Source organism: Bradyrhizobium sp. CCBAU 45384 (assembly GCF_028128665.1).
GTDB lineage: Bacteria > Pseudomonadota > Alphaproteobacteria > Rhizobiales > Xanthobacteraceae > Bradyrhizobium > Bradyrhizobium manausense.
This window is the reverse complement of record NZ_LBIZ01000119.1, coordinates 86157-105032: the sequence shown is the minus strand read 5'-3', so window position 1 is coordinate 105032 and position 18876 is coordinate 86157. Positions and strand designations below refer to the sequence as shown.

General features: G+C 64.2%; 12 protein-coding genes and 1 pseudogene. 8 read left to right on the top strand and 5 right to left on the bottom strand.

The genetic code is table 11. The features are described from left to right. The first annotated feature begins 63 nt into the window (after positions 1 to 63). From XH80_RS36985 to XH80_RS36965, 5 genes are all read left to right on the top strand, one after another. Positions 64 to 2571, top strand: coding sequence for a penicillin-binding protein 1A (locus XH80_RS36985; protein WP_271602879.1), 2508 nt, complete (start codon positions 64 to 66; stop codon positions 2569 to 2571). Positions 2572 to 2684: 113 nt separating this feature from the next. Next, positions 2685 to 3816 (top strand): peptide chain release factor 2 gene (gene prfB, locus XH80_RS36980; protein ID WP_157083446.1). Its coding sequence is split into 2 segments (ribosomal slippage): positions 2685 to 2753 and positions 2755 to 3816, totalling 1131 coding nucleotides; the frame shifts between segments, so codons are not numbered across the junction. A 2-nt stretch (positions 3817 to 3818) separates the two neighbouring features. Continuing rightward, positions 3819 to 4700: an NAD(P)-dependent oxidoreductase gene (locus XH80_RS36975; protein WP_271602878.1), complete on the top strand. Its 882-nt coding sequence runs from the start codon at positions 3819 to 3821 to the stop codon at positions 4698 to 4700. A 117-nt stretch (positions 4701 to 4817) separates the two neighbouring features. Next, complete coding sequence (locus XH80_RS36970; RefSeq protein WP_271602877.1) at positions 4818 to 5729, top strand: DMT family transporter; 912 nt, start codon at positions 4818 to 4820, stop codon at positions 5727 to 5729. Between the two features lie 109 nt (positions 5730 to 5838). Next, positions 5839 to 7074 (top strand): ABC transporter substrate-binding protein, encoded by a 1236-nt coding sequence (locus XH80_RS36965; protein ID WP_271602876.1) that lies wholly within the window; start codon positions 5839 to 5841, stop codon positions 7072 to 7074. A 36-nt stretch (positions 7075 to 7110) separates the two neighbouring features. On the opposite strand, the gene XH80_RS36960 is transcribed toward XH80_RS36965, so the two are convergent. Next, entirely contained in the window at positions 7111 to 8472 is a 1362-nt protein-coding gene (locus tag XH80_RS36960; protein ID WP_271602875.1) for a M23 family metallopeptidase, read from the bottom strand. A gap of 112 nt (positions 8473 to 8584) precedes the next feature. After that, positions 8585 to 9286, bottom strand: coding sequence for a redoxin domain-containing protein (locus XH80_RS36955; RefSeq protein WP_271603317.1), 702 nt, complete (start codon positions 9284 to 9286; stop codon positions 8585 to 8587). 204 nt (positions 9287 to 9490) lie between these two features. Here XH80_RS36955 and XH80_RS36950 point away from each other — a divergent pair, with 204 nt between their 5' ends. Then, complete coding sequence (locus XH80_RS36950; protein ID WP_271603316.1) at positions 9491 to 13306, top strand: YhdP family protein; 3816 nt, start codon at positions 9491 to 9493, stop codon at positions 13304 to 13306. A gap of 282 nt (positions 13307 to 13588) precedes the next feature. Here the strand turns inward: XH80_RS36950 and XH80_RS36945 are convergent, their stop codons facing one another. The 3 genes and pseudogenes from XH80_RS36945 to tyrS form a co-directional block, all read right to left on the bottom strand. Next, on the bottom strand, positions 13589 to 14035 hold the full coding sequence (locus XH80_RS36945) for a DoxX family protein (RefSeq protein ID WP_220003344.1): 447 nt from the start codon (positions 14033 to 14035) through the stop codon (positions 13589 to 13591). A 219-nt stretch (positions 14036 to 14254) separates the two neighbouring features. Next, a pseudogene (locus XH80_RS36940) lies at positions 14255 to 15525 on the bottom strand (MFS transporter). 55 nt (positions 15526 to 15580) lie between these two features. Beyond that, the gene (gene tyrS / locus XH80_RS36935) at positions 15581 to 16834 is read right to left on the bottom strand and encodes a tyrosine--tRNA ligase (RefSeq protein WP_271602874.1); all 1254 of its coding nucleotides are present in this window, start codon (positions 16832 to 16834) and stop codon (positions 15581 to 15583) included. A 164-nt stretch (positions 16835 to 16998) separates the two neighbouring features. On the opposite strand from tyrS, the gene XH80_RS36930 reads away from it, so the two are divergent. Together XH80_RS36930 and XH80_RS36925 are read left to right on the top strand one after the other, a co-directional pair. Further along, entirely contained in the window at positions 16999 to 18102 is a 1104-nt protein-coding gene (locus XH80_RS36930) for an anhydro-N-acetylmuramic acid kinase (protein ID WP_271602873.1), read from the top strand. A 96-nt stretch (positions 18103 to 18198) separates the two neighbouring features. Continuing rightward, positions 18199 to 18876 carry a glutathione S-transferase family protein gene (locus tag XH80_RS36925; RefSeq protein ID WP_271602872.1) on the top strand — a complete coding sequence of 226 codons (678 nt, stop codon included), beginning with the start codon at positions 18199 to 18201 and terminating at the stop codon, positions 18874 to 18876.

The following is an 18876-nucleotide window of genomic DNA, read 5'->3' as shown; positions in this document are numbered from 1 at the left end:
CCGTTTGGGGCGCCTTGTTTAGGCGGCTTGGGCTGATCCTGGGATTAAACGGATAAACACATAATGCGCTTGCTTGTGCGGTTCATGGGCTTCCTGTTCGCCGCGGGAACGGTGGTGTTCCTTGTCGGTGTCGGCGCCGTGGCAGGCCTGATCTGGCATTTCTCCAAGGACTTGCCCGATTACTCTCAGCTCCAGGATTATGAGCCGCCGGTGATGACCCGCGTGCACGCGGTCGACGGCTCGCTGCTCGGCGAATACGCCAAGGAGCGGCGATTGTACCTGCCGATCCAGGCAGTGCCGAAGCTCGTGATCAACGCGTTCCTCGCCGCCGAAGACAAGAATTTCTACGAGCATGGCGGCATCGACTACACCGGCATGGCGCGCGCCGGCGTGCTCTATCTCCAGAACTTCGGCTCCAACCGCCGTCCGCAGGGTGCCTCCACGATCACCCAGCAGGTCGCCAAGAATTTCCTGCTGACCAACGAGGTCTCGTTCTCGCGCAAGATCAAGGAAGCCTTGCTCGCGATGCGCATCGAGAAGACCTATTCGAAGGACAAGATCCTCGAGCTCTATCTGAATGAAATCTATCTCGGCCTCGGCGCCTACGGCATTGCCGCCGCCTCGCTGGTGTATTTCGACAAGTCGGTGAATGAGCTCACCGTGGCTGAGGCCTCCTACCTCGCGGCGCTGCCGAAGATGCCGGCGACGCTGCATCCGGTGCGCAACCGCGATCGCGCCATCGAGCGCCGCAACTACGTGATCGACCGTCTCCAGGAGAACGGCTGGATCAAGCAGGCTGACGCCGACAAGGCGCGCAAGGAGCCCTTGGTCGTCACCAGCCGTTCCAACGGTGCCCACACCTTCGCCGGCGAATATTTCGCCGAGGAAGTCCGCCGCGACATCTTCGAGCGCTATGGCGAGAAGAAGCTGTACGAGGGCGGCCTCTCGGTTCGAACCACGCTCGATCCGAAGATCCAGGTCATGGCGCGCAAGACCATGGTCGCCGGCCTCGTGAACTATGACGAGCAGCAGGGCTATCGCGGCGCCATCAGCAAGCTCGATATTTCGGGCGATTGGGGCGTGAAGCTCGCCGAGATCAAGTCGCTCTCCGACATCTCGCCATGGCGTATGGCGGTGGTGCTGGAAACCAGCGACCAGTCGGCGCGCATCGGCTTCCAGCCGAACCGCGAGCTTGGCGGCGCCGTCAGCAAGCAGCGCGAGACTGGACTCATTACGGTCGACGGCGTGCGCTGGGCGAGGCCGACCCAGGGCAACTTCAAGGGCAAGACGCCGACGTCAGTAGCGCAGGTGCTTCAGCCTGGCGATGTGATCTATGCCGATCCGCTCTACAGCAAGGAAGGACAACCGGTCGAAGGCCAGTATCGCCTGCGACAGATTCCCGAAGTCTCGGGCGCGATGGTGGTGATGGACCCCTGGACCGGCCGCGTGCTCGCGATGGTCGGCGGCTTCTCGTTCGACCAGAGCCAGTTCAACCGCGCCACCCAGGCCTACCGGCAGCCCGGCTCGTCGTTCAAGCCGATCGTCTATTCGGCCGCGCTCGACAACGGCTATACACCGTCGACGGTCGTGCTCGATGCGCCGATCGAAATCGACCAGGGCCAGGGCGCAGGTGTCTGGCGGCCTGAAAACTTCGATGCCGGCAAGTATATGGGGCCGATGACCTTGCGCAATGCGCTGCGGCTGTCGCGCAACACGGTGACGGTGCGGCTTGCCCAGGACATCGGCATGCCCTTGATTGGCGAATATGCCCGACGCTTCGGCGTCTATGACGAGTTGCCCAATTACCTGTCCTACTCACTGGGCGCCGGTGAAACCACGGCGATGCGCATGGTCACGGCCTATTCGATGCTCGCCAATGGCGGCCGTCGTGTGAAGCCGACGTTGATCGACCGCATCCAGGACCGCTACGGCCACACCATCTTCAAGCACGACCAGCGCGAATGCCGCGGCTGCGATGCGCCCAGCGGCTGGAAGAATCAGCCCGAGCCGCAGCTGATCGACCGTCGCGAGCAGGTGCTCGATGCCATGACCGCCTATCAGATCACCGAGCTGATGGAAGGCGTGGTGCAGGCCGGTACCGCGACAGTCGTCCGGGAGGTCGGCAAGCCGATCGCCGGCAAGACCGGAACCACCAACGAGGCCAAGGACGCTTGGTTCGTCGGCTTCTCGCCCGATGTCGCTGTCGCTATCTACATGGGCTACGACAAGCCGCGTCCGCTCGGCCGAGGCAATGCGGCGACCGGCGGCCATCTCTCGGCGCCGATCGCGCGCGATTTCTTCAAGCTCGCGCTCGCCGACAAGCCGGCGGTGCCGTTCAAGGTGCCGGCGGGCATCAAGCTGGTCCGCGTCGTTGCCAAGACCGGCATGCGCGCCGGTCCCGGCGAGACCGGTGGAACCATCCTGGAGGCCTTCAAGCCGGGCACGGCGCCGCCGGATAATTACTCCGTTATCGGCGTTGCCGACGCCGACGGGCGTGGTGGCGTGTCGCCGCCGCAGCAGGCGCCGGATTCCGGCTTCTTCATGCGGCCCGGCACCGGCGGGCTCTACTAGGCCAGCGGATAAGACGGACGATCGCAGCTCCGGCGGTTGCGCTTTGCAGCCGCCGCCGCTACATCCCGGTCTCAATTGTGCGCGGAACCAGTTCCGCGAAACCAGAGAACGACATGCGCCCCGAAATCGAGCGGTTGGTAGAAGAGATCAAGCAGTCAGTCGGGCTGCTGAGGAGGCATCTTTGACGTCGAGAAATCGACGGCGCGCCTCGCTGAGCTGAACAAGCTCGCAGAAGATCCCAACCTCTGGAACGATCCCCAGAAAGCCCAGAAATTGATGCAGGAGCGGACCTCGCTGGAGGACTCGCTCTCGGGCATCGGCAAGGTCGAGCAGGAGCTCGAAGACGATATCGGCATGATCGAGCTCGGCGAGGCCGAGGGCGATGACGGCGTCGTGGCCGAAGCCGAAGCTGCGCTGAAGAACCTGAAGAAGGAAGTCGCGCGGCGCGAGCTCGAAGCGTTGCTCTCGGGCGAGGCCGACCGCTTCGATTCCTATCTCGAAGTCCATGCCGGGGCCGGTGGCACCGAGAGCCAGGACTGGGCGCAGATGCTGCTGCGCATGTATACGCGCTGGGCCGAGAATCACGGCTTCAAGGTCGAGTATCTCGAAGAGTCCGAAGGCGAAGAGGCCGGCATCAAGTCCGCGACCATCCAGGTCTCCGGCCACAATGCCTATGGCTGGTTGAAGACGGAAGCCGGCGTGCATCGCCTCGTGCGTATCTCGCCGTTCGATTCCAACGCGCGGCGCCACACCTCGTTTTCGAGCGTGCAGGTCTTCCCCGTCATCGATGACAGCATCAAGATCGACATCAAGGAATCCGACGTCCGCACGGACACGATGCGGTCGGGCGGCGCCGGCGGCCAGCACGTCAACAAGACCGAATCCGCGGTGCGCCTGACGCATATCCCGACCGGCGTCGCGGTGGTCTGCCAGGCCGGCCGCTCCCAGCACAAGAACCGGGCGCAGGCCTGGGACATGCTGCGCGCGCGCCTCTACGAGATCGAGCTGAAGAAGCGCGAGGAGAAGGCCGCGGCCGACCAGGCCGCCAAGACCGACATCGGCTGGGGCCATCAGATCCGCTCCTATGTGCTGCAGCCCTACCAGATGGTGAAGGATCTGCGCACCGGGGTGCAGACCTCCGACACGTCGGGCGTGCTCAATGGCGAGCTCGACGAGTTCATGGCCGCGACGCTGGCGCAGCGCGCCTTCGGCACCACTGCAGGCGATGTCGAGGACGTGGATTAGCGATGACCCGCGTGGCCTTCATCGGGCTTGGGCGGATGGGCCATGGCATGGCCGGCCGCTATCTCGACGCCGGCTTCACGGTCACGCTGTGGAACCGCAGCAAGGCCAAAGCGGAAGACCTGATCGCGCGCGGCGCAAAGTGGGCGACCTCGCCTGAGGATGCCGCGATCGACGCCGATGCCGTGGTGACCATGGTCGCCGACGACGAAGCCTCGCGCGCGGTCTGGCTCGGCCCCAATGGCGCCGCCAAGGCCGCGAAGGCGGGCACCATCGCCATCGAGTGCTCCACCGTTTCCTATGACCACGCGCGCGAGATGGGCCGTGAGCTCGATGCGCGTGGCCTGATCTATATCGATTGTCCCGTGACGGGATTGCCGGATGCGGCAGCGGCCGGAAAGCTGACACTGCTGGTTGGCGCCGACCCGGCCGACCTCGAGCGCGCGCGGCCCTTCCTCGAACCGATCGGCTCGACCGTCAGGCATTTCGGTGCGGTCGGCTCCGGCACGGTCTACAAGCTGATCAACAATCTGATGGGCGCGATCCAGATCGCCGGCCTTGCCGAGGGCCTCGCCATCGCCGAGCAGGCCGGGCTCGATATGACGCTGGTGCTGGAGTCGATCCAGGCGGGCGTTGCCGCGAGCCCGCAGGTTCAGCGCCACTCCAAGCGCATGGTCGCCCGCGATTTCAGCGGCGCGACGTTCACGACCGCGCTGCGGCACAAGGATGCCGCCTATGCCGTGAAGCTGGCCGAGAGCTTGCTCGCGGGCAAGCCACTGGTCTCGCGGGCTGCGGTCGATGCTTACGCGCAGGCGAAGGCCGCAATGCCCGACGACGACGAAGGCAGGATGATCGAGCTGGTATCGCGGCCGAAGCAGCCGTCTTAACGCTGGCGCAGACCAGTTGCGTTTGCCGCTGATGACTTGGAATTGCAGACTTCAACGGAAATCGGGTGGCAGGATGTTGTCCTAGGCGAGCAAGCTCGCCCCGCCGAGGTGAAACCTATGTCTCCGAACGACCACCGGATCGACGCGCGGGACTGGTCGCTGCTTGCCGTCCTCTCGATCCTCTGGGGTGGCTCGTTCTTCTTCAACGGCGCCGCGCTGCGAGAATTGCCGCCTCTGACGCTGGTGTTCCTGCGTGTCGTCCTCGGCGCGGCCATGCTGCTGCCGCTTCTGCGCATGCAGGGGATCGGCTTTCCCAAGGGCGTCGCCGGCTGGACACCGTTTGTCGCGATCGGGTTGCTCAACAACGTCATCCCGTTCTCGTTGATCGCGATCGGGCAGACCCTCGTTCCGAGCGGGCTGGCGTCGATCCTGAATGCGACCACGCCGCTGTTCACGGTGCTGGTGATGGCCGCTGCGGGCGAAGAAACCTTGCAGGCGCGGCGGGTGGCTGGCGTGGCGCTGGGCATCGCCGGCGTGATCATCCTGCGGGGATCGGGAATCGAGACGCGAAGCGGGCAAGGGATCGGCATCCTGCTCTGTCTTGGGGGCGCGCTGAGCTATGGCTTTGCGGCGCTTGCCGCGCGCAGGCTGCTGAAGGACTCAGCCCCGCTCGGCACGGCGGCATTTCAACTGATGGCGTCAACGGTGATGATGGCGATCGTCGCAGGTGTCGTGGAGCAGCCCTGGCGGCACCCGATGCCGGGCCTTGCGACTTGGCTAGCGGTGCTCGGCCTCGCCGCGCTCTCGACCGCGCTTGCCTACATCGTCTTCTTTCAGATCATACGACGCTCAGGCGCAACAAACGTCATGCTGGTGACGCTGCTCATCCCCGTCACCGCCATCCTGCTGGGATGGCTCGTGCTGGGTGAGCCGATGTCCATGCACGAGATAGGCGGCGCAATCATCATCGGCAGCGCCTTGATCGTGATCGACGGACGGGCTCTGCGAGTGTTGCAGCGCGTCGGGTAAGTTCCCAGTCCGATCGTTTCACTTCGCGGAAAATCCTGCCGCTTGCCAGCAGCCGGCCACCTTGCGACACTCTCCCAAAACAAGAACGATAAAATCCAGGGAGAGACCAATGCCGGGTCGTCGCGAACACCTCGCTGCCCTCGCCATGCTCGTTGCCGGCGTACTCGTCGCGACGCCGGCTTTGGCGCAGAAGACATACGGTCCCGGCGCCAGCGACACCGAAATCAAGATCGGCAACATCATGCCCTACAGCGGGCCGGCGTCGTCCTATGGCGTGATCGGCAGGACCGAGGCGGCGTTCTTCCGGATGATCAACGATCAGGGCGGCATCAACGGGCGCAAGATCAACTTCATCAGCTATGACGATGCCTATTCGCCGCCGAAGGCGATCGAGCAGGCGCGCAAGCTGGTCGAGAGCGACGAGGCGCTGCTGATCTTCCAGGCGCTCGGCACGCCCTCGAACTCTGCGATCATGAAGTACATGAACGCCAAGAAAGTGCCGCAGCTCTTCGTTGCCTCCGGCGGCACCAAGTTTGGCGACCCGAAGAATTTTCCGTGGACGATGGGATTCCAGCCCAACTACCAGAGCGAGGGGCGGATCTACGCAAAATACATCCTCGACAATTTCCCTGATGGCAAGATTGCGGTGTTCTGGCAGAACGACGACGCCGGCAAGGATCAGTTCAAGGGCTTGAAAGATGGCCTTGGCGACAAGGCTGGCATGATCATCGCCGACAAATCCTATGAGGTCAGCGATCCCTCGATCGACTCGCAGATTGTCGCGCTGCACGATTCGGGCGCCGACATCTTCTTCTCATGGGCCGCGCCGAAGGGCTCGGCCCAGGCGATCCGTAAAGTCGGTGAGCTCGGCTGGAAGCCCAAATTCTTCCTGGCCAACACCGCAACGTCGATCGCCTCGGTGCTCAAGCCCGCCGGGCTCGAATATGCCAAGGACATCATCTCGACGGCCTATCTGAAAGATCCGACCGATCCGACCTGGGACAAGGATCCGGCGGTGATCGCGTGGCGGGGGTTCATGGACAAGTATTATCCTGATGGCGACAAGACCAACGCCAACAACCTCTATGGCTACGTGCAGGCCGAGGCGATGGCGCAGGTCCTGAGGCAGTGCGGCGACAATCTCACGCGCGACAACGTCATGAAGCAAGCGGCCAGCCTGAAGAACTTTCACACCGACCTGATGCTGCCGGGCATCATGGTCAACACCTCACCTGATGACTATTTCCCGATCGAGCAGATGCAGCTGATGCGCTTCAACGGACAGGCCTGGGAGCTGTTCGGCGACGTCATCACCGGCGAGGTCGGCCACGAGCACAGCCAGTAATCAGAGCTGGCGGCGCGAAGGGCCGACGTGCGGGGCCTAGCCGGCGCTGAGCCGCACGCCGGCACGCAAAAACTTCTGCGGATCGACGGCTTCGCCGTCGATGCGGGTCTCGTAGTGCAGATGCGGACCGGTTGAACGACCGGTCGAGCCGACGAGGCCGATGACCTGGCCGATCCTCACGATCTCGCCGACCTTGACGTTGATCTCGGAGAGGTGGCCGTAACGGGTCGACAGACCGTTGCCGTGATCGACCTCGACCATGCGGCCGTAACCACCGGACCAGCCGGCCGAGACCACCTTGCCGTTGGCGGTGACGCGCGCGGGATCGCCGGTCGCGGCGCGGAAGTCGAGACCGGTGTGCATCGCCGGCCGGCCGAGGAAGGGGTCGCTGCGCACGCCGAAGCCGGACGTGAATTCGACCTCGCCGACGACCGGCTTGCGATAGGGCACCTGCGCCAGCGTGCGATTGAGCCGGTCCAATTCGGCGCGGGTGACGTTGATGCGATAGAGCTGCTTCTCGAAGGGGCCGGCGTTCGCCGTGAGCTTCACCGGCACGAACGGACCGCCCATCGGCGCGCGCGGCACCGCGGCCTCGAGGCTGGCGAGGTTCAGGCCGAGGTCGCTGACAACGCCGCGCATCCGCCGCATCCGCGAATCCATGCCTTCCTCGACGGCGTTGAGCGCCGCGACCTGGCGGCGCTCGACCTGATCGAGCGCGTTCGTGAGCCGGACCAGGACATTGTCAAAACCCTGGTTCTTGGCGAATTGATTGACCGGCGGGGCGATCACGGCAGGTGCGCGCGATTCGAGTCGCGCCTCTCGGTCAGGCGGCGCCACGAAGATCACGGTGTCGCTGATCGGCGACGGTTTGGGCGTGCCCTGGGTCGTCTGGTTCGCCTCGCCACGCTGCGGCGCCGCGCGGGGGATCGATCCGGTCACGTCGGGCATGGCGCCGAGCGCCGTGGCCCGGGACTCCAGCGCCGTCTGGCGCTTCATGATCTGGTCGAGCTTCTGGTCGAACTGTTCCTGGTCGAGCAGTTGCCGGCTGGTGGCGCGATCGACCTTGGCGCGCAGCTCGGCGATGCGGTCTTCATAGGCGTACTGCATCTCGGCCTGGCGGGCGATCAGCCGTGTCAGCACGTCGTCGCGAAAAGCGAAATAGGTGGCGGTTGCCGCCGACCAGAGCCCGAGCAGAACGACGGTGCCGACCACGATCCAAAACACCACGGGCCCGAGGCGAACCTGCTTGCCGTGATGTTGGATGGTGTAGGCGTCGTCGGTATCGGAGAGGGGAATCGCTGCAGCTACTGCCGGAGCAGGGCGGCGGTGAAAGGACCGTCCGTGGTCGTGCGGATGATGCTGGGGGTACTGCGAATATTGGGCAGAACTTTTCGACATCGGCACTCCCGCGCCGGTCGGAACGGTTCCTTGCGGCCTCAAATTGCCGAGCAATCTGGGCCGGTCATGGTTAATTTTCCGGAAACGGGAGTGCTCGATTTTAACGGGCTGGTTAAAGACTTCTTGCTGCAGCCAGCACCTCGTCGGCATGGCCGTCGACCCGCACATTGCGCCAGATCCTGGCCACTTTGCCGTCGCTCCCGATCAGCACCGTGGTGCGAAGAATCCCGAGGAAGGTCTTGCCATACATGGACTTTTCGCCCCAGGCGCCATAGGCCTGCAGCATCTCATGGTGTTCGTCCGAGATCAGCGGGATACCGAGACCGTGCTTGTCGCGGAATTTCTCCTGGGCCTTTAGCGGATCGGCCGAAATGCCCAGCACCGCGGTGCCGGCGGCCGCGAAGTCACCCTTGAGCCGTGTGAAGTCGATCGCCTCGCGGGTGCAGCCCGGCGTGTCGGCGCGGGGGTAGAAGAACAGGACAAGCTTCTGGTCGGCGTAGTCCGACAGTGTGACGACGTTGCCACCGTCGCGAGGGAGGCGGAACGCCGGGGCCTTCTGGCCCTCGGCCAAAGCGGATTTGGCGCCGGGCGCCGTAGCCGCGGGCTTGGAGGCCTTTTCAGAAGATTTTAACCGTTTCGATGCGGCCTTATGCGATGCTGATTTTGCGCCCGTCCTGGTTGATGTGCCGGCCGATACCGGCTGTGTCTTTGCGCTGCGCGTTTGAGTCGTTGCCCGCGTTTTCACGGGCTTCTTTTTAGCGGTCAAACTGCCGGAGGGCGTTTTGGACGATTTCTTTCGGGATTTCTTGGACATACGCCTTCCTTTCGTCGCTTTCGGCGGGTCAACCAAAGCGGTATTGCAGCTCTCGTCCGGTGTGCCGGATTCGCGCCCTCGGCTGGGCAATTTTGGCGGCGCCGGAGTATGGTTACAAGGAATTCCACGCACCACCCCACTGCTCGTTGAACGCGCTCCCGGGGCGAAATGACGAACAGCAGGAACATCAGAGGTATGGCGGCAATGCCGGGGCGGGGAGCGTCTATCCCCGTCGATGGCTGCGGTCCCGGCGGCGCTCAATCCTACGACGGGCGCCTGTATCGAGAGGCAATGGCAAGGAATACGTCGCCCCAGGATCACACCCAGGATCACAATCGGGACTTCGATCGACACGCCGGCCATCACGAGCAGCCGGATTGGGACGAGGCCGACTGGGATCAGGACCAGGAGGAGGAGGCGGGCCACCGCGCACGCCGCCTGTTGTCGCGTTCCAACTCGCGCTTCCAGATCGGTAACGGCGCCTCGGCGTTTCGCCGGACACTGCCGAGCGGACGCTGGCTTCGCCGGATGTCCGTCGTCCTCGGCTCCTTGATCGTCATCTTCGTCGGCTGCTTTGGCGCGCTGTGGTGGCGGCTTGGCGCCGGCCCCATCAATCTCGACGTGGCAACGCCATGGCTCGCCGCCGCAATCGAGGACAATATCGGCCACGGCAACACCGTGGAGGTCGGCGGCACCCAGATCGAACGGACCGGGCGCGTCGGGATCGCCGTGCGCATCCGCGACATCATCGTTCGTGATCATGACCATGCCATCGTCGCCAGCGCGCCGAAGGCCGAAGTGAGGCTGTCGGGAACAGCTCTTCTCACCGGTCGCCTGCGCGCCGAAAGCCTCAACCTGGTCGATGCAGAACTCGCGATCCGGATCGCGCCCGACGGCACCGTCACGGTCTCCGCCGGCGACACCGCCAAGCCGCTCGCGACCGGCGTCGCGTCCAAGAAGGAAGCGGGGCTGCCGCCGACCTTCCCCCGCAACGGCGTGCCGCCGCCGCCTTTCGGGATGGCGCCTGCAACGCCGGATGCATCCCAGGCCGCGCCCCAACCCGCCGCGCAAAGCGGCATTCTTCAGGGGCTCGACTGGCTCGACAGCCTGAGCATGACCGGCCTCGACGGCCAGAACCTCAACGAGATCGGTCTCAAGAACGGCAATCTGATCGTCGACGACCAGCAGCGCGGCGGCAAATGGACGTTTGAGAACATCACGCTCAGCCTGCGCCGGCCGAGCCAGGGCGGTGTGGCGCTCAGCCTCGGCGAAGAGGGCGCGCATCCGTGGTCGCTGCGCGCCACGATCGGACCCAGCGAGAATGGGGTGCGTTCGGTCGATATCCGCGCCGACAAGGTCTCGACCTCGAACATCCTGCTCGCGCTGCGCGTCAAGGACCTGACCTATACGGCCGACCTGCCGCTGACTGGCGAGCTGAAAGGCGAGCTCGGCCGCGACGGCGTGCCGACATTCTTCCGCGGCAAGGTCAGCATCGGCGCGGGCAACATCATCGACACCGACACGCCCGATTATCCGATGGCGATCGACCAGGCCGAGATCAACATCGAATGGGATGCCAATCGACGGGTGCTGGTCGCGCCGTTCAAGATCCTTTCGGGCGCGAACCGTCTGACACTGCTGGCCCATCTTGAGCCGCCCAACGGCACCGTGAACGATTGGCAGCTCGGCTTCAGCGGCGGTTCGATCCTGCTCGGCGGCATCGACAACGAGCCGCCGCTCGTCTTCAACCGCATCGCGATCGGCTTCCGCTTCGATACCGACCACAAGCGCATGCTGCTGATGCAGGCCGATATCAGCAACGGCGAGATCGGCGTCGCCGGCACCGGTGCGATCGACTATTCCGGCGAGCCGCGCCTGACGCTCGGCTTTGCGGGAACGCCGATGTCGGCCTCCGCCTTGAAGCGGATGTGGCCGACGCTGGTCGTGCCTGAATTGCGCCAATGGGTGATCGAGCGGATCGAGCGCGGCACGCTCCAGCGCATCGAGGTCGGCGTCAACTCGCCGACACGTAACCTGCCGCGCAAGGGACCGCCGATTCCCGATGACGGCCTCTCGGTCAACATCGTGGCCAGCGGCGTCGCGGTCCGGCCTGTCGACGGCATGCCCGTCGTGCACGACGCCGACCTCAGGGCGCATGTGACCGGACGCACGGCCACGGTGAATATCGGCCAGGGCATTGCCGACACGCCCGCGGGCCGCAAGATCACGATCTCCGATTTCACCTTCGAGGTGCCTGACATGGCGCCAAAACCGTCGCCCTCGCGGACGCGCTTCCGCGTCGAAGGTCCGGTGCCGGCGGCGGCCGAAATGCTGTCCAATGACCGGCTGAGCGATCTGTCGTCGACCGTCGTCGACCCCAACACCAGCAAGGGCACGTTCACGGCGAATATCCAGCTCGGCCTGCCGGTCAAGGGCGAGCTGACCAAGGCGGACACCACCTACGCCGTCACCGCCGATCTCAACGGCTTCAGCGCCGAAAAGCTGGTGATGAACCAGAAGCTCGAGGCCAACAATCTCAGGATCGTCGCCAACAACGGGGGGTACCAGGTCAAGGGCGACGTCAAGATCAACGGGCAGGCGGCCGCGCTCGATTATCGCAAGGCGACCGATGGCGATGCCGACGTCAAGCTGCAGACGACGCTGGACGATGCCAGCCGCGCACGCCTCGGCTTCGACCTCAGTCCTGCCGTCAGCGGCTCGGTGCCGGTCAAGGTGTCGGGCAAGATTGCCGGCAGTCCCGACGCAACGACCAAGCTCGGCATCGAGGCCGACCTCACCTCGGTCAAGCTCGACAACATCCTCCCAGGCTGGGTCAAGCTGCCGGGTAAGGCGAGCAAGGCCACGTTCAAGGTGGTGCCGACGGCGCAATCGACGCGGCTCGAGGACATCGTGATCGAGGGCGGCGGCGCCTCGATCAAGGGCTCGCTCGAAGTCGACCCCAACGGCGACCTCATGAATGCGAACTTCCCGGTCTACTCGCCATCCGACGGCGACAAGACGTCGCTCAAGGTGGAGCGCGGTCAGGACGGCGTGGTCAGGGGCACCATGCGCGGCGATGTGTTCGACGGCCGCGGCTTCCTGAAGTCGGCGATCTCGGGCACTTCCAAGGACGACGGCAAGAGCAAGCTGAAGAACATCGACTACGACATCGATGTGAAGCTTGGCACGGTCGCCGGGTTCAACGGCGAGACGATGCGCAGCGTCGATGCCAAGATGTCGAAGCGCGCCGGGGCGATCAAGGCATTCACGCTGAGCGGCCGGATCGGCCAAAACACCCCGGTGGCAGCGGATCTGCGCGGCGGGCGCGCGCAAGGCAGCCGCGAGGTGATCTATCTGCAGACCAATGATGCGGGATCGCTACTGAAGTTCACTGACACCTACACCAAGGCGGTCGGCGGCCAGATGGTGGTAGCGATGGAGCCGCCGACATCGGAGCCCAATACCTCGCGCGAGGGCCTTATCAACGTGCGCGACTTCACGGTGAAGGGCGAGGCGCAGCTCGAGCGGGTTGCGGCTGGTTCGCCCAACGGGACCGGGAACGGCGTTTCCTTCAGTGCATTGCGCGCCGAGTTCACGCGGCAGAACGGCGCGCTCACGGTTCGTGACGGCGTGGTCAAGGGGCCGATGATCGGCGCCACGATCGAAGGCTCGATCGACTATCCCGGCAACCAGGTTTGCATGAGTGGTACCTTTGTGCCGATGTACGGGTTGAACAACATGTTCGGACAGATTCCGGTACTCGGGTTGTTCCTGGGTGGTGGCAACAACGAGGGACTGATCGGCGTGACCTACGAGGTCATCGGCACCCCGGCTGCGCCCGTGATGCGCGTCAACCCGATCTCGGCAATATTTCCCGGCGTGACTCGGAAGATCATGGAGTTCAATACCGGTAAGCAGAACTCGCCGTTCGACGATCAGCTGCCGGCGGCGCAGGCGGGCGACAGCCCGACGGGATCATCGCGGCCACTGTCGAGCGGTTGCAGCCTCGCGCGGCGTTAGCGCATGATCCGGAAAAGTGCGAAGCGGTTTTCCGAAAAAGATCATGCTCAAAAATGACCTAAAGCGCGATGACGATTCATCCTAATCTCATCGCGCTTTAGCGCGAAACCTGACTGCCGCAGCCCTGGCGCGATCAGCAATGAGCCGCTTCGTTCACCGCATCATCATGTTCGCGCTGCTCGTGGCAGTGCTGGTCCTGATCTGGAACGTGCTGGGCACGCGATAAAAAAGCGGCGCCGCGATTGTCGTGGGCGCCGCCTCTTTTCTTTGATCGAGGACGCCTTAGCGTCGCGCGAAGGCGCCGCCGGTCGCCTCGCTCTCTTTGCCCACCAGCGCATCGACGCTGACCACGCCGCCACCGGCGGCCGCGAGGTAGAGGCAAGCGAAGCAGAACAGAATCGCCGCGGTACCGCCGTTGAGCAGCGGCAGGAACACCGGCGGGCCTTCCTTCGAGATGTGGAAGACGTGACCGAGGAAATAGGCGAAGGCCATTTCACCGGAGAGGATGAAGGCCGAGAGGCGGGTGAACAGTCCGATCATCAGGGCTGCGCCAAGCACGAGCTCAATCAGGCCGGCCGTCCAGATCAGCGGCGGCGGATTGGCGAACATGGCCACCTGCGGGATGTGGAAGAGCTTGGTCATGCCGTACTGGAACAACAGCAGTCCGGTGATGAAGCGAAACAGGCTCAAGAGAACCGGTTGATAGCGAGAGAGATAAGGAAAGTTCATTGGTTTGTGCCCTCCATCCAATGCTGCGACTAGGACCGCATTCGGTACCGCCTCGCAAGCTGCGCCAGGTCAATTCACGCTGACATTTTCGTCATGACGGACAAAACACCGCAGGCTGGGGTTTCAGCCGCGAGGTGCCTGCATTTTCTTGGCGTCTACGCGCACGGCCGCCCGTAGTTCCCCGGTGACACGAATGAGTGCAGGTTACCGTCGGGAAACCTAGCGCCGCAAGGCCGGCACAATCAGAAATGGAATCATCCCCAGCACGACGCTCGCAAGTGCGAAAACGAGCAGCGCGTTGTAGCCATGGGTGGCGTCGTGGATCAGGCCGCCGCTCCAGGAGCCGAAGGCCGATCCGAGCCCGCTGCCGATCGAGATGGTGCCGTAGATGGTGCCGACCCGTTTGCCCTGGAAGATCCGCATCGCAGTCGCGCTGATCAGTGGGCCGCGCGAGCCCATCATGCTGCCGAAGCAGACGACGAAGCCGGTGAGCAGGAAGATGTTCGGCGAATACTGCAACAGCCAGAGCAGGATGATGCCGAGGATCGAGATCGCGTAGCTCAGCAGCACGGACGGCCGGCGCCCGATCAGGCCGTCGAGCGCGGAGACACCCAGCATGCCGAACACCAGCACGACGCCGGAGAAGCCCCAGGCGGTCGCGGCCTGCAGCGGCGGGAAGCCGGCGTCGATCAGATAGGCCACGATCTGGGCCGCGATCGCGTACATGCCGACGGCGGTGAAGAAGAAGGTCGAGAACAGCCCCAGAAAGCGTGGTGGCGCATCGCGCCGAGGAGTGTCCAGCCGTTGTCGACGAAATCGGGATCGGTCCTCTTCACGACATGCGGCGAGCCCGCGGCGAACAGCCGCCATGGCAGCAGCAGCAGCGGCACCAGCAGCCCCAATGCCGCAAAGCCGAACAGCTGGTAGGTGTCGCGCCAGCCGATGTGATCGATCAGGAGCTGCGAGGCCGGCAACAGCGCCAGCACGCCGCCGCCCATCGCCGAATACACCACGGACATCGCGGTCGGCAGCCGTGGTCCAAACCAGCGGCCGAGCAGGATCGAGTTCGGCACGATGCCGATGAAAGCAACGCCAATGCCGACGCAGAGGCCGATCGAGAGCTGGAATTGCCAGAGATGCTGGGCGTGCGCCGCGATCAGGAACGCCGCGCCGAGCAGCAGAAGTCCGAGCGCATAGACGATGCGTGGTCCCGAGTGATCGAACAGCCGTCCGACGAAGGGGGCGGTGAGGCCGCTGGCGAGCCAGGTGAGGGAATAGACCGAAACGATCTGCGCGCGATCCCAGCCAAAGCTCTCCGAGATCGGCTTGAGGAACACCGTAAAACTGTCGCCGAGCCCGCGCCCGAGGACGGCCAGCGTGAAGCAGAGCGCCAGCACGGTGAGTGCGATGCGCACGGCGCCTTCCGGCGCCGCCGCGACGCAACCCTTGCTCGCCTTCGCCGACGTTTCCTTGGGCGCCTTCTGATCCATTGCCATCAGGGAGCGCGCATCCGCGCGCCCTGACAAGCATCAAAAGCTCATACGCCTATGCAGGCCTGAGGAGGACGTGCTTCTTCTTGCCGAAGGACAGCTTGATCACGCCTTCAGGCGTCAGATTGCCTGCCAACAGCGTCATTTTTTCGTCGGTGACTGCGACGTCGTTGACGCGCAGGCCACCCCCCTTGATCTGGCGCCGCGCTTCGCCATTGGAAGCAACGAGCCCTGCCTTGACGAAGGCGTTGAGCACACCGAGGCCGGACTCCAGCTCACCACGCGGAATTTCCACCGTCGGCAGGCTTTCGGCGAGTGTGCCTTCCTCGAAGGTGCGGCGCGCGGTTTCGGCCGCTTCATTGGCGGCATCGCGGCCGTGCAGCAGCGCGGTCGCTTCGGTCGCGAGCACCTTCTTGGCCTCATTGACCTCGGAGCCGCCGAGCGCCTCGAGCTTCTTGATCTCGGCCATCGGCAGTGTCGTGAACAGCTTGAGGAATTTGCCGACGTCGGCATCCTCTGTATTGCGCCAGTACTGCCAGAAGTCATAGGGCGAGAACTGGTCGGCGTTGAGCCACACCGCGCCTTGCGCGGTCTTGCCCATCTTGGCGCCCGACGCGGTGGTCAGCAGCGGAGTGGTCAACGCGAACAGCTGATGCGTGCCCATGCGGCGGCCGAGATCGACGCCCATGATGATGTTGCCCCACTGATCCGAGCCGCCCATCTGCAATTTGCATCCCGTCCGCTTGGCGAGCTCGACGAAGTCATAGGCCTGGCAGACCATGTAATTGAACTCGATGAAGCTCATCTCCTGCTCGCGCTCGAGGCGCAGGCGCACGGAGTCCATGGTCAGCATGCGGTTGACCGAGAAATGCCGGCCGACGTCGCGCAGCATCTCGATCCAGTTCAGCTTGGTCAGCCACTCTGCATTGTCGAGCATGATGGCGTCGCTCTTGCCATCGCCGTATTTCAGCACCTTTGCGAATACGCCGCGGATCGATTCCTTGTTGGCCTCGATCTCGGCAATGGTGCGGATCGCGCGGGTCTCGTCCTTGCCGGAGGGATCGCCGACCATGGTGGTGCCGCCGCCCATCAGCGTGATCGGCTTGTTGCCGGACTGCTGCAGCCAGTGCAGCATCATCATGGTCAGGTAGTTGCCGATGTGCAGCGAGGGGGCGGTGCAATCGTAGCCGACATAGGCGGTCGCCTCGCCCTTGGCGGCGAGCGCGTCCAGCCCCTCGAAATCGGAGCATTGGTGGATGAATCCACGTTCCTGCAGGGTATTGAGGAAATCCGATTTAAATGCAGTCATCTGTCGGCATGCCCAACAATTCTTGGTTTACTGTTTTGGGAGCAATTTAAGGGTCTACCTGGGAACTCGATTGCTGCCCGCCACTTGGCGCTGTGGCATTATAAGATGTGCCCCTCTGGCACAAGATCGGCATCCCGGAGGGGATGTTTGAGGACGCTGATCCCATGATGTTGACGGCACTCGGTTTGATGAGCGGCACCTCGCTGGATGGGGTGGACGTCGCGCTGATCGAAACCGATGGAAGGCAGGTGAAGGCGTTCGGGCCCTCCGGCTACCGGCCCTACAACCCGGCAGAGCGTAATTTGCTGCGCCAGGCGCTGAGCGAGGCGGTGAACCTGCCGCAACGCGATGCCCGGCCGGGTATTCTGCCCCAGGCCGAGCGGGTGGTGACGCGCGCCCATGCCGAGGCGGTCGCCGCCTTCGTCGCTCAGAACCGGATGAGGCCTGAGGACATCGACATCGTCGGCTTCCACGGCCAGACCGTGCTGCACCGGCCCGAGAAGCGGCTGACGGTGCAGATCGGCGATGCGCCGGCGCTGGCCAAGGCCATCCATATCCCCGTCATGCACGACTTCCGTGCCGCCGACGTCGAGGCTGGCGGGCAGGGGGCGCCGCTCGTGCCGGTCTATCACCGGGCGCTGACGCAATCGTTGGCGCGCGAGGGGCCGATCGTCGTGGTCAATATCGGCGGTGTCTCCAACATCACCTATATCGACGGCAACGACACGCTGATCGCCTGCGACACCGGGCCCGGCAACGCGCTGCTCGACGATTTCATGTACCGCATCATGAACCAGGCGTTCGATGCGGAGGGCAAGTTCGCGGCGCTCGGCAAGGCGGATGAAGCCTGGATCGCGCGCGCGCTGGAGCTGCCGTTCTTCACGCTGCCGCCGCCGAAATCGCTCGATCGCAACGATTTCGTGGCGTTGAAGCTTGGCGATGTGCTGCCTGCCGATGGTGCTGCGACGCTCACTGCCTTCACCGCTGCGGCGATCGCGCGGGTCGTGCCGCTGCTGCCCAAGCCGCCGAAAAGCTGGATCGTTGCCGGTGGCGGTGCCCGCAACCTCACCATGCTCCGGATCCTCCGCGAGCGGCTGGCGCCCGCCACCGTCGAGGCCGCCGAGACGCTCGGCTGGGCGTCTGATGCCATCGAAGCCCAGGCCTTCGGCTTCCTCGCCGCACGCGGCCTGAAAGGTCTGCCGCTGTCCTATCCGGCCACCACAGGCGTGCCGATGCCGATGACCGGCGGGGTGATCGCGCGGCCGTGAGATCACGGGTGATTGATGCAACAGCATCGATCTTGACGGATAAATGCAAGTGCATCTATATTGGATGCAGTTGCATCGAACCGTCGGGATCGCACCATGTCCGCCTCACTCAAGCTGATCAGCCACAAGCTTTGTCCTTACGTGCAGCGCGCGGTGATCGCGTTGAAAGAGAAGGGCGTGCCGTTCGAGCGGATCGACATCGATCTCGCCAACAAGCCCGACTGGTTCTTGAAGATATCGCCGCTCGGCAAGGTGCCGGTGCTGGTGGTGACGACGGACAAGGGCGAGGTCGCGCTGTTCGAGAGCAACGTGATCTGCGAATACATCGAGGAGACGCAAGGCGGCGCGAAGCTGCATCCGGCCGATCCGCTGAAACGCGCCAAGCACCGCGCCTGGATGGAGTTCGGCTCGGCGATCCTTGGCGACCTCTGGGGGCTGGAGACCACGACGGATCCCGCGACATTCGAGAGCAAGCGCCAGGCACTCGCCGCGAAATTCGCGCGTGTGGAGGCCGCGCTTGGCACAGGACCGTTCTTTGCCGGCGAAGCGTTTAGTCTGGTCGATGCGGTGTTCGCGCCGGTCTTCCGCTATTTCGATCTGTTCGACGAACTGACCGAGCACGGCATCTTCAACGATGTGCCGAAGGTGCGGGCGTGGCGAGCGGAGCTTGCAAAACGTCCAAGCGTAGGTGGCGCCGTCGGCGCGGACTATCCGCAATTGCTGCGCGCCTTCCTTGTTCGGCACGATGCTCATCTGCTCAAGCTCGCGGCCTGA

Excerpts from the sequence above, each read along its gene's own strand:
- XH80_RS36985 (WP_271602879.1), top strand. The coding sequence starts at position 64 with ATGCGCTTGCTTGTGCGGTTCATGGGCTTCCTGTTCGCCGCGGGAACG.
- XH80_RS36975 (WP_271602878.1), top strand. The coding sequence starts at position 3,819 with ATGACCCGCGTGGCCTTCATCGGGCTTGGGCGGATGGGCCATGGCATG.
- XH80_RS36970 (WP_271602877.1), top strand. The coding sequence starts at position 4,818 with ATGTCTCCGAACGACCACCGGATCGACGCGCGGGACTGGTCGCTGCTT.
- XH80_RS36965 (WP_271602876.1), top strand. The coding sequence starts at position 5,839 with ATGCCGGGTCGTCGCGAACACCTCGCTGCCCTCGCCATGCTCGTTGCC.
- XH80_RS36960 (WP_271602875.1), bottom strand. The coding sequence starts at position 8,472 with ATGTCGAAAAGTTCTGCCCAATATTCGCAGTACCCCCAGCATCATCCG.
- XH80_RS36955 (WP_271603317.1), bottom strand. The coding sequence starts at position 9,286 with ATGTCCAAGAAATCCCGAAAGAAATCGTCCAAAACGCCCTCCGGCAGT.
- XH80_RS36950 (WP_271603316.1), top strand. The coding sequence starts at position 9,491 with ATGCCGGGGCGGGGAGCGTCTATCCCCGTCGATGGCTGCGGTCCCGGC.
- XH80_RS36945 (WP_220003344.1), bottom strand. The coding sequence starts at position 14,035 with ATGAACTTTCCTTATCTCTCTCGCTATCAACCGGTTCTCTTGAGCCTG.
- tyrS (WP_271602874.1), bottom strand. The coding sequence starts at position 16,834 with ATGACTGCATTTAAATCGGATTTCCTCAATACCCTGCAGGAACGTGGA.
- XH80_RS36930 (WP_271602873.1), top strand. The coding sequence starts at position 16,999 with ATGATGTTGACGGCACTCGGTTTGATGAGCGGCACCTCGCTGGATGGG.
- XH80_RS36925 (WP_271602872.1), top strand. The coding sequence starts at position 18,199 with ATGTCCGCCTCACTCAAGCTGATCAGCCACAAGCTTTGTCCTTACGTG.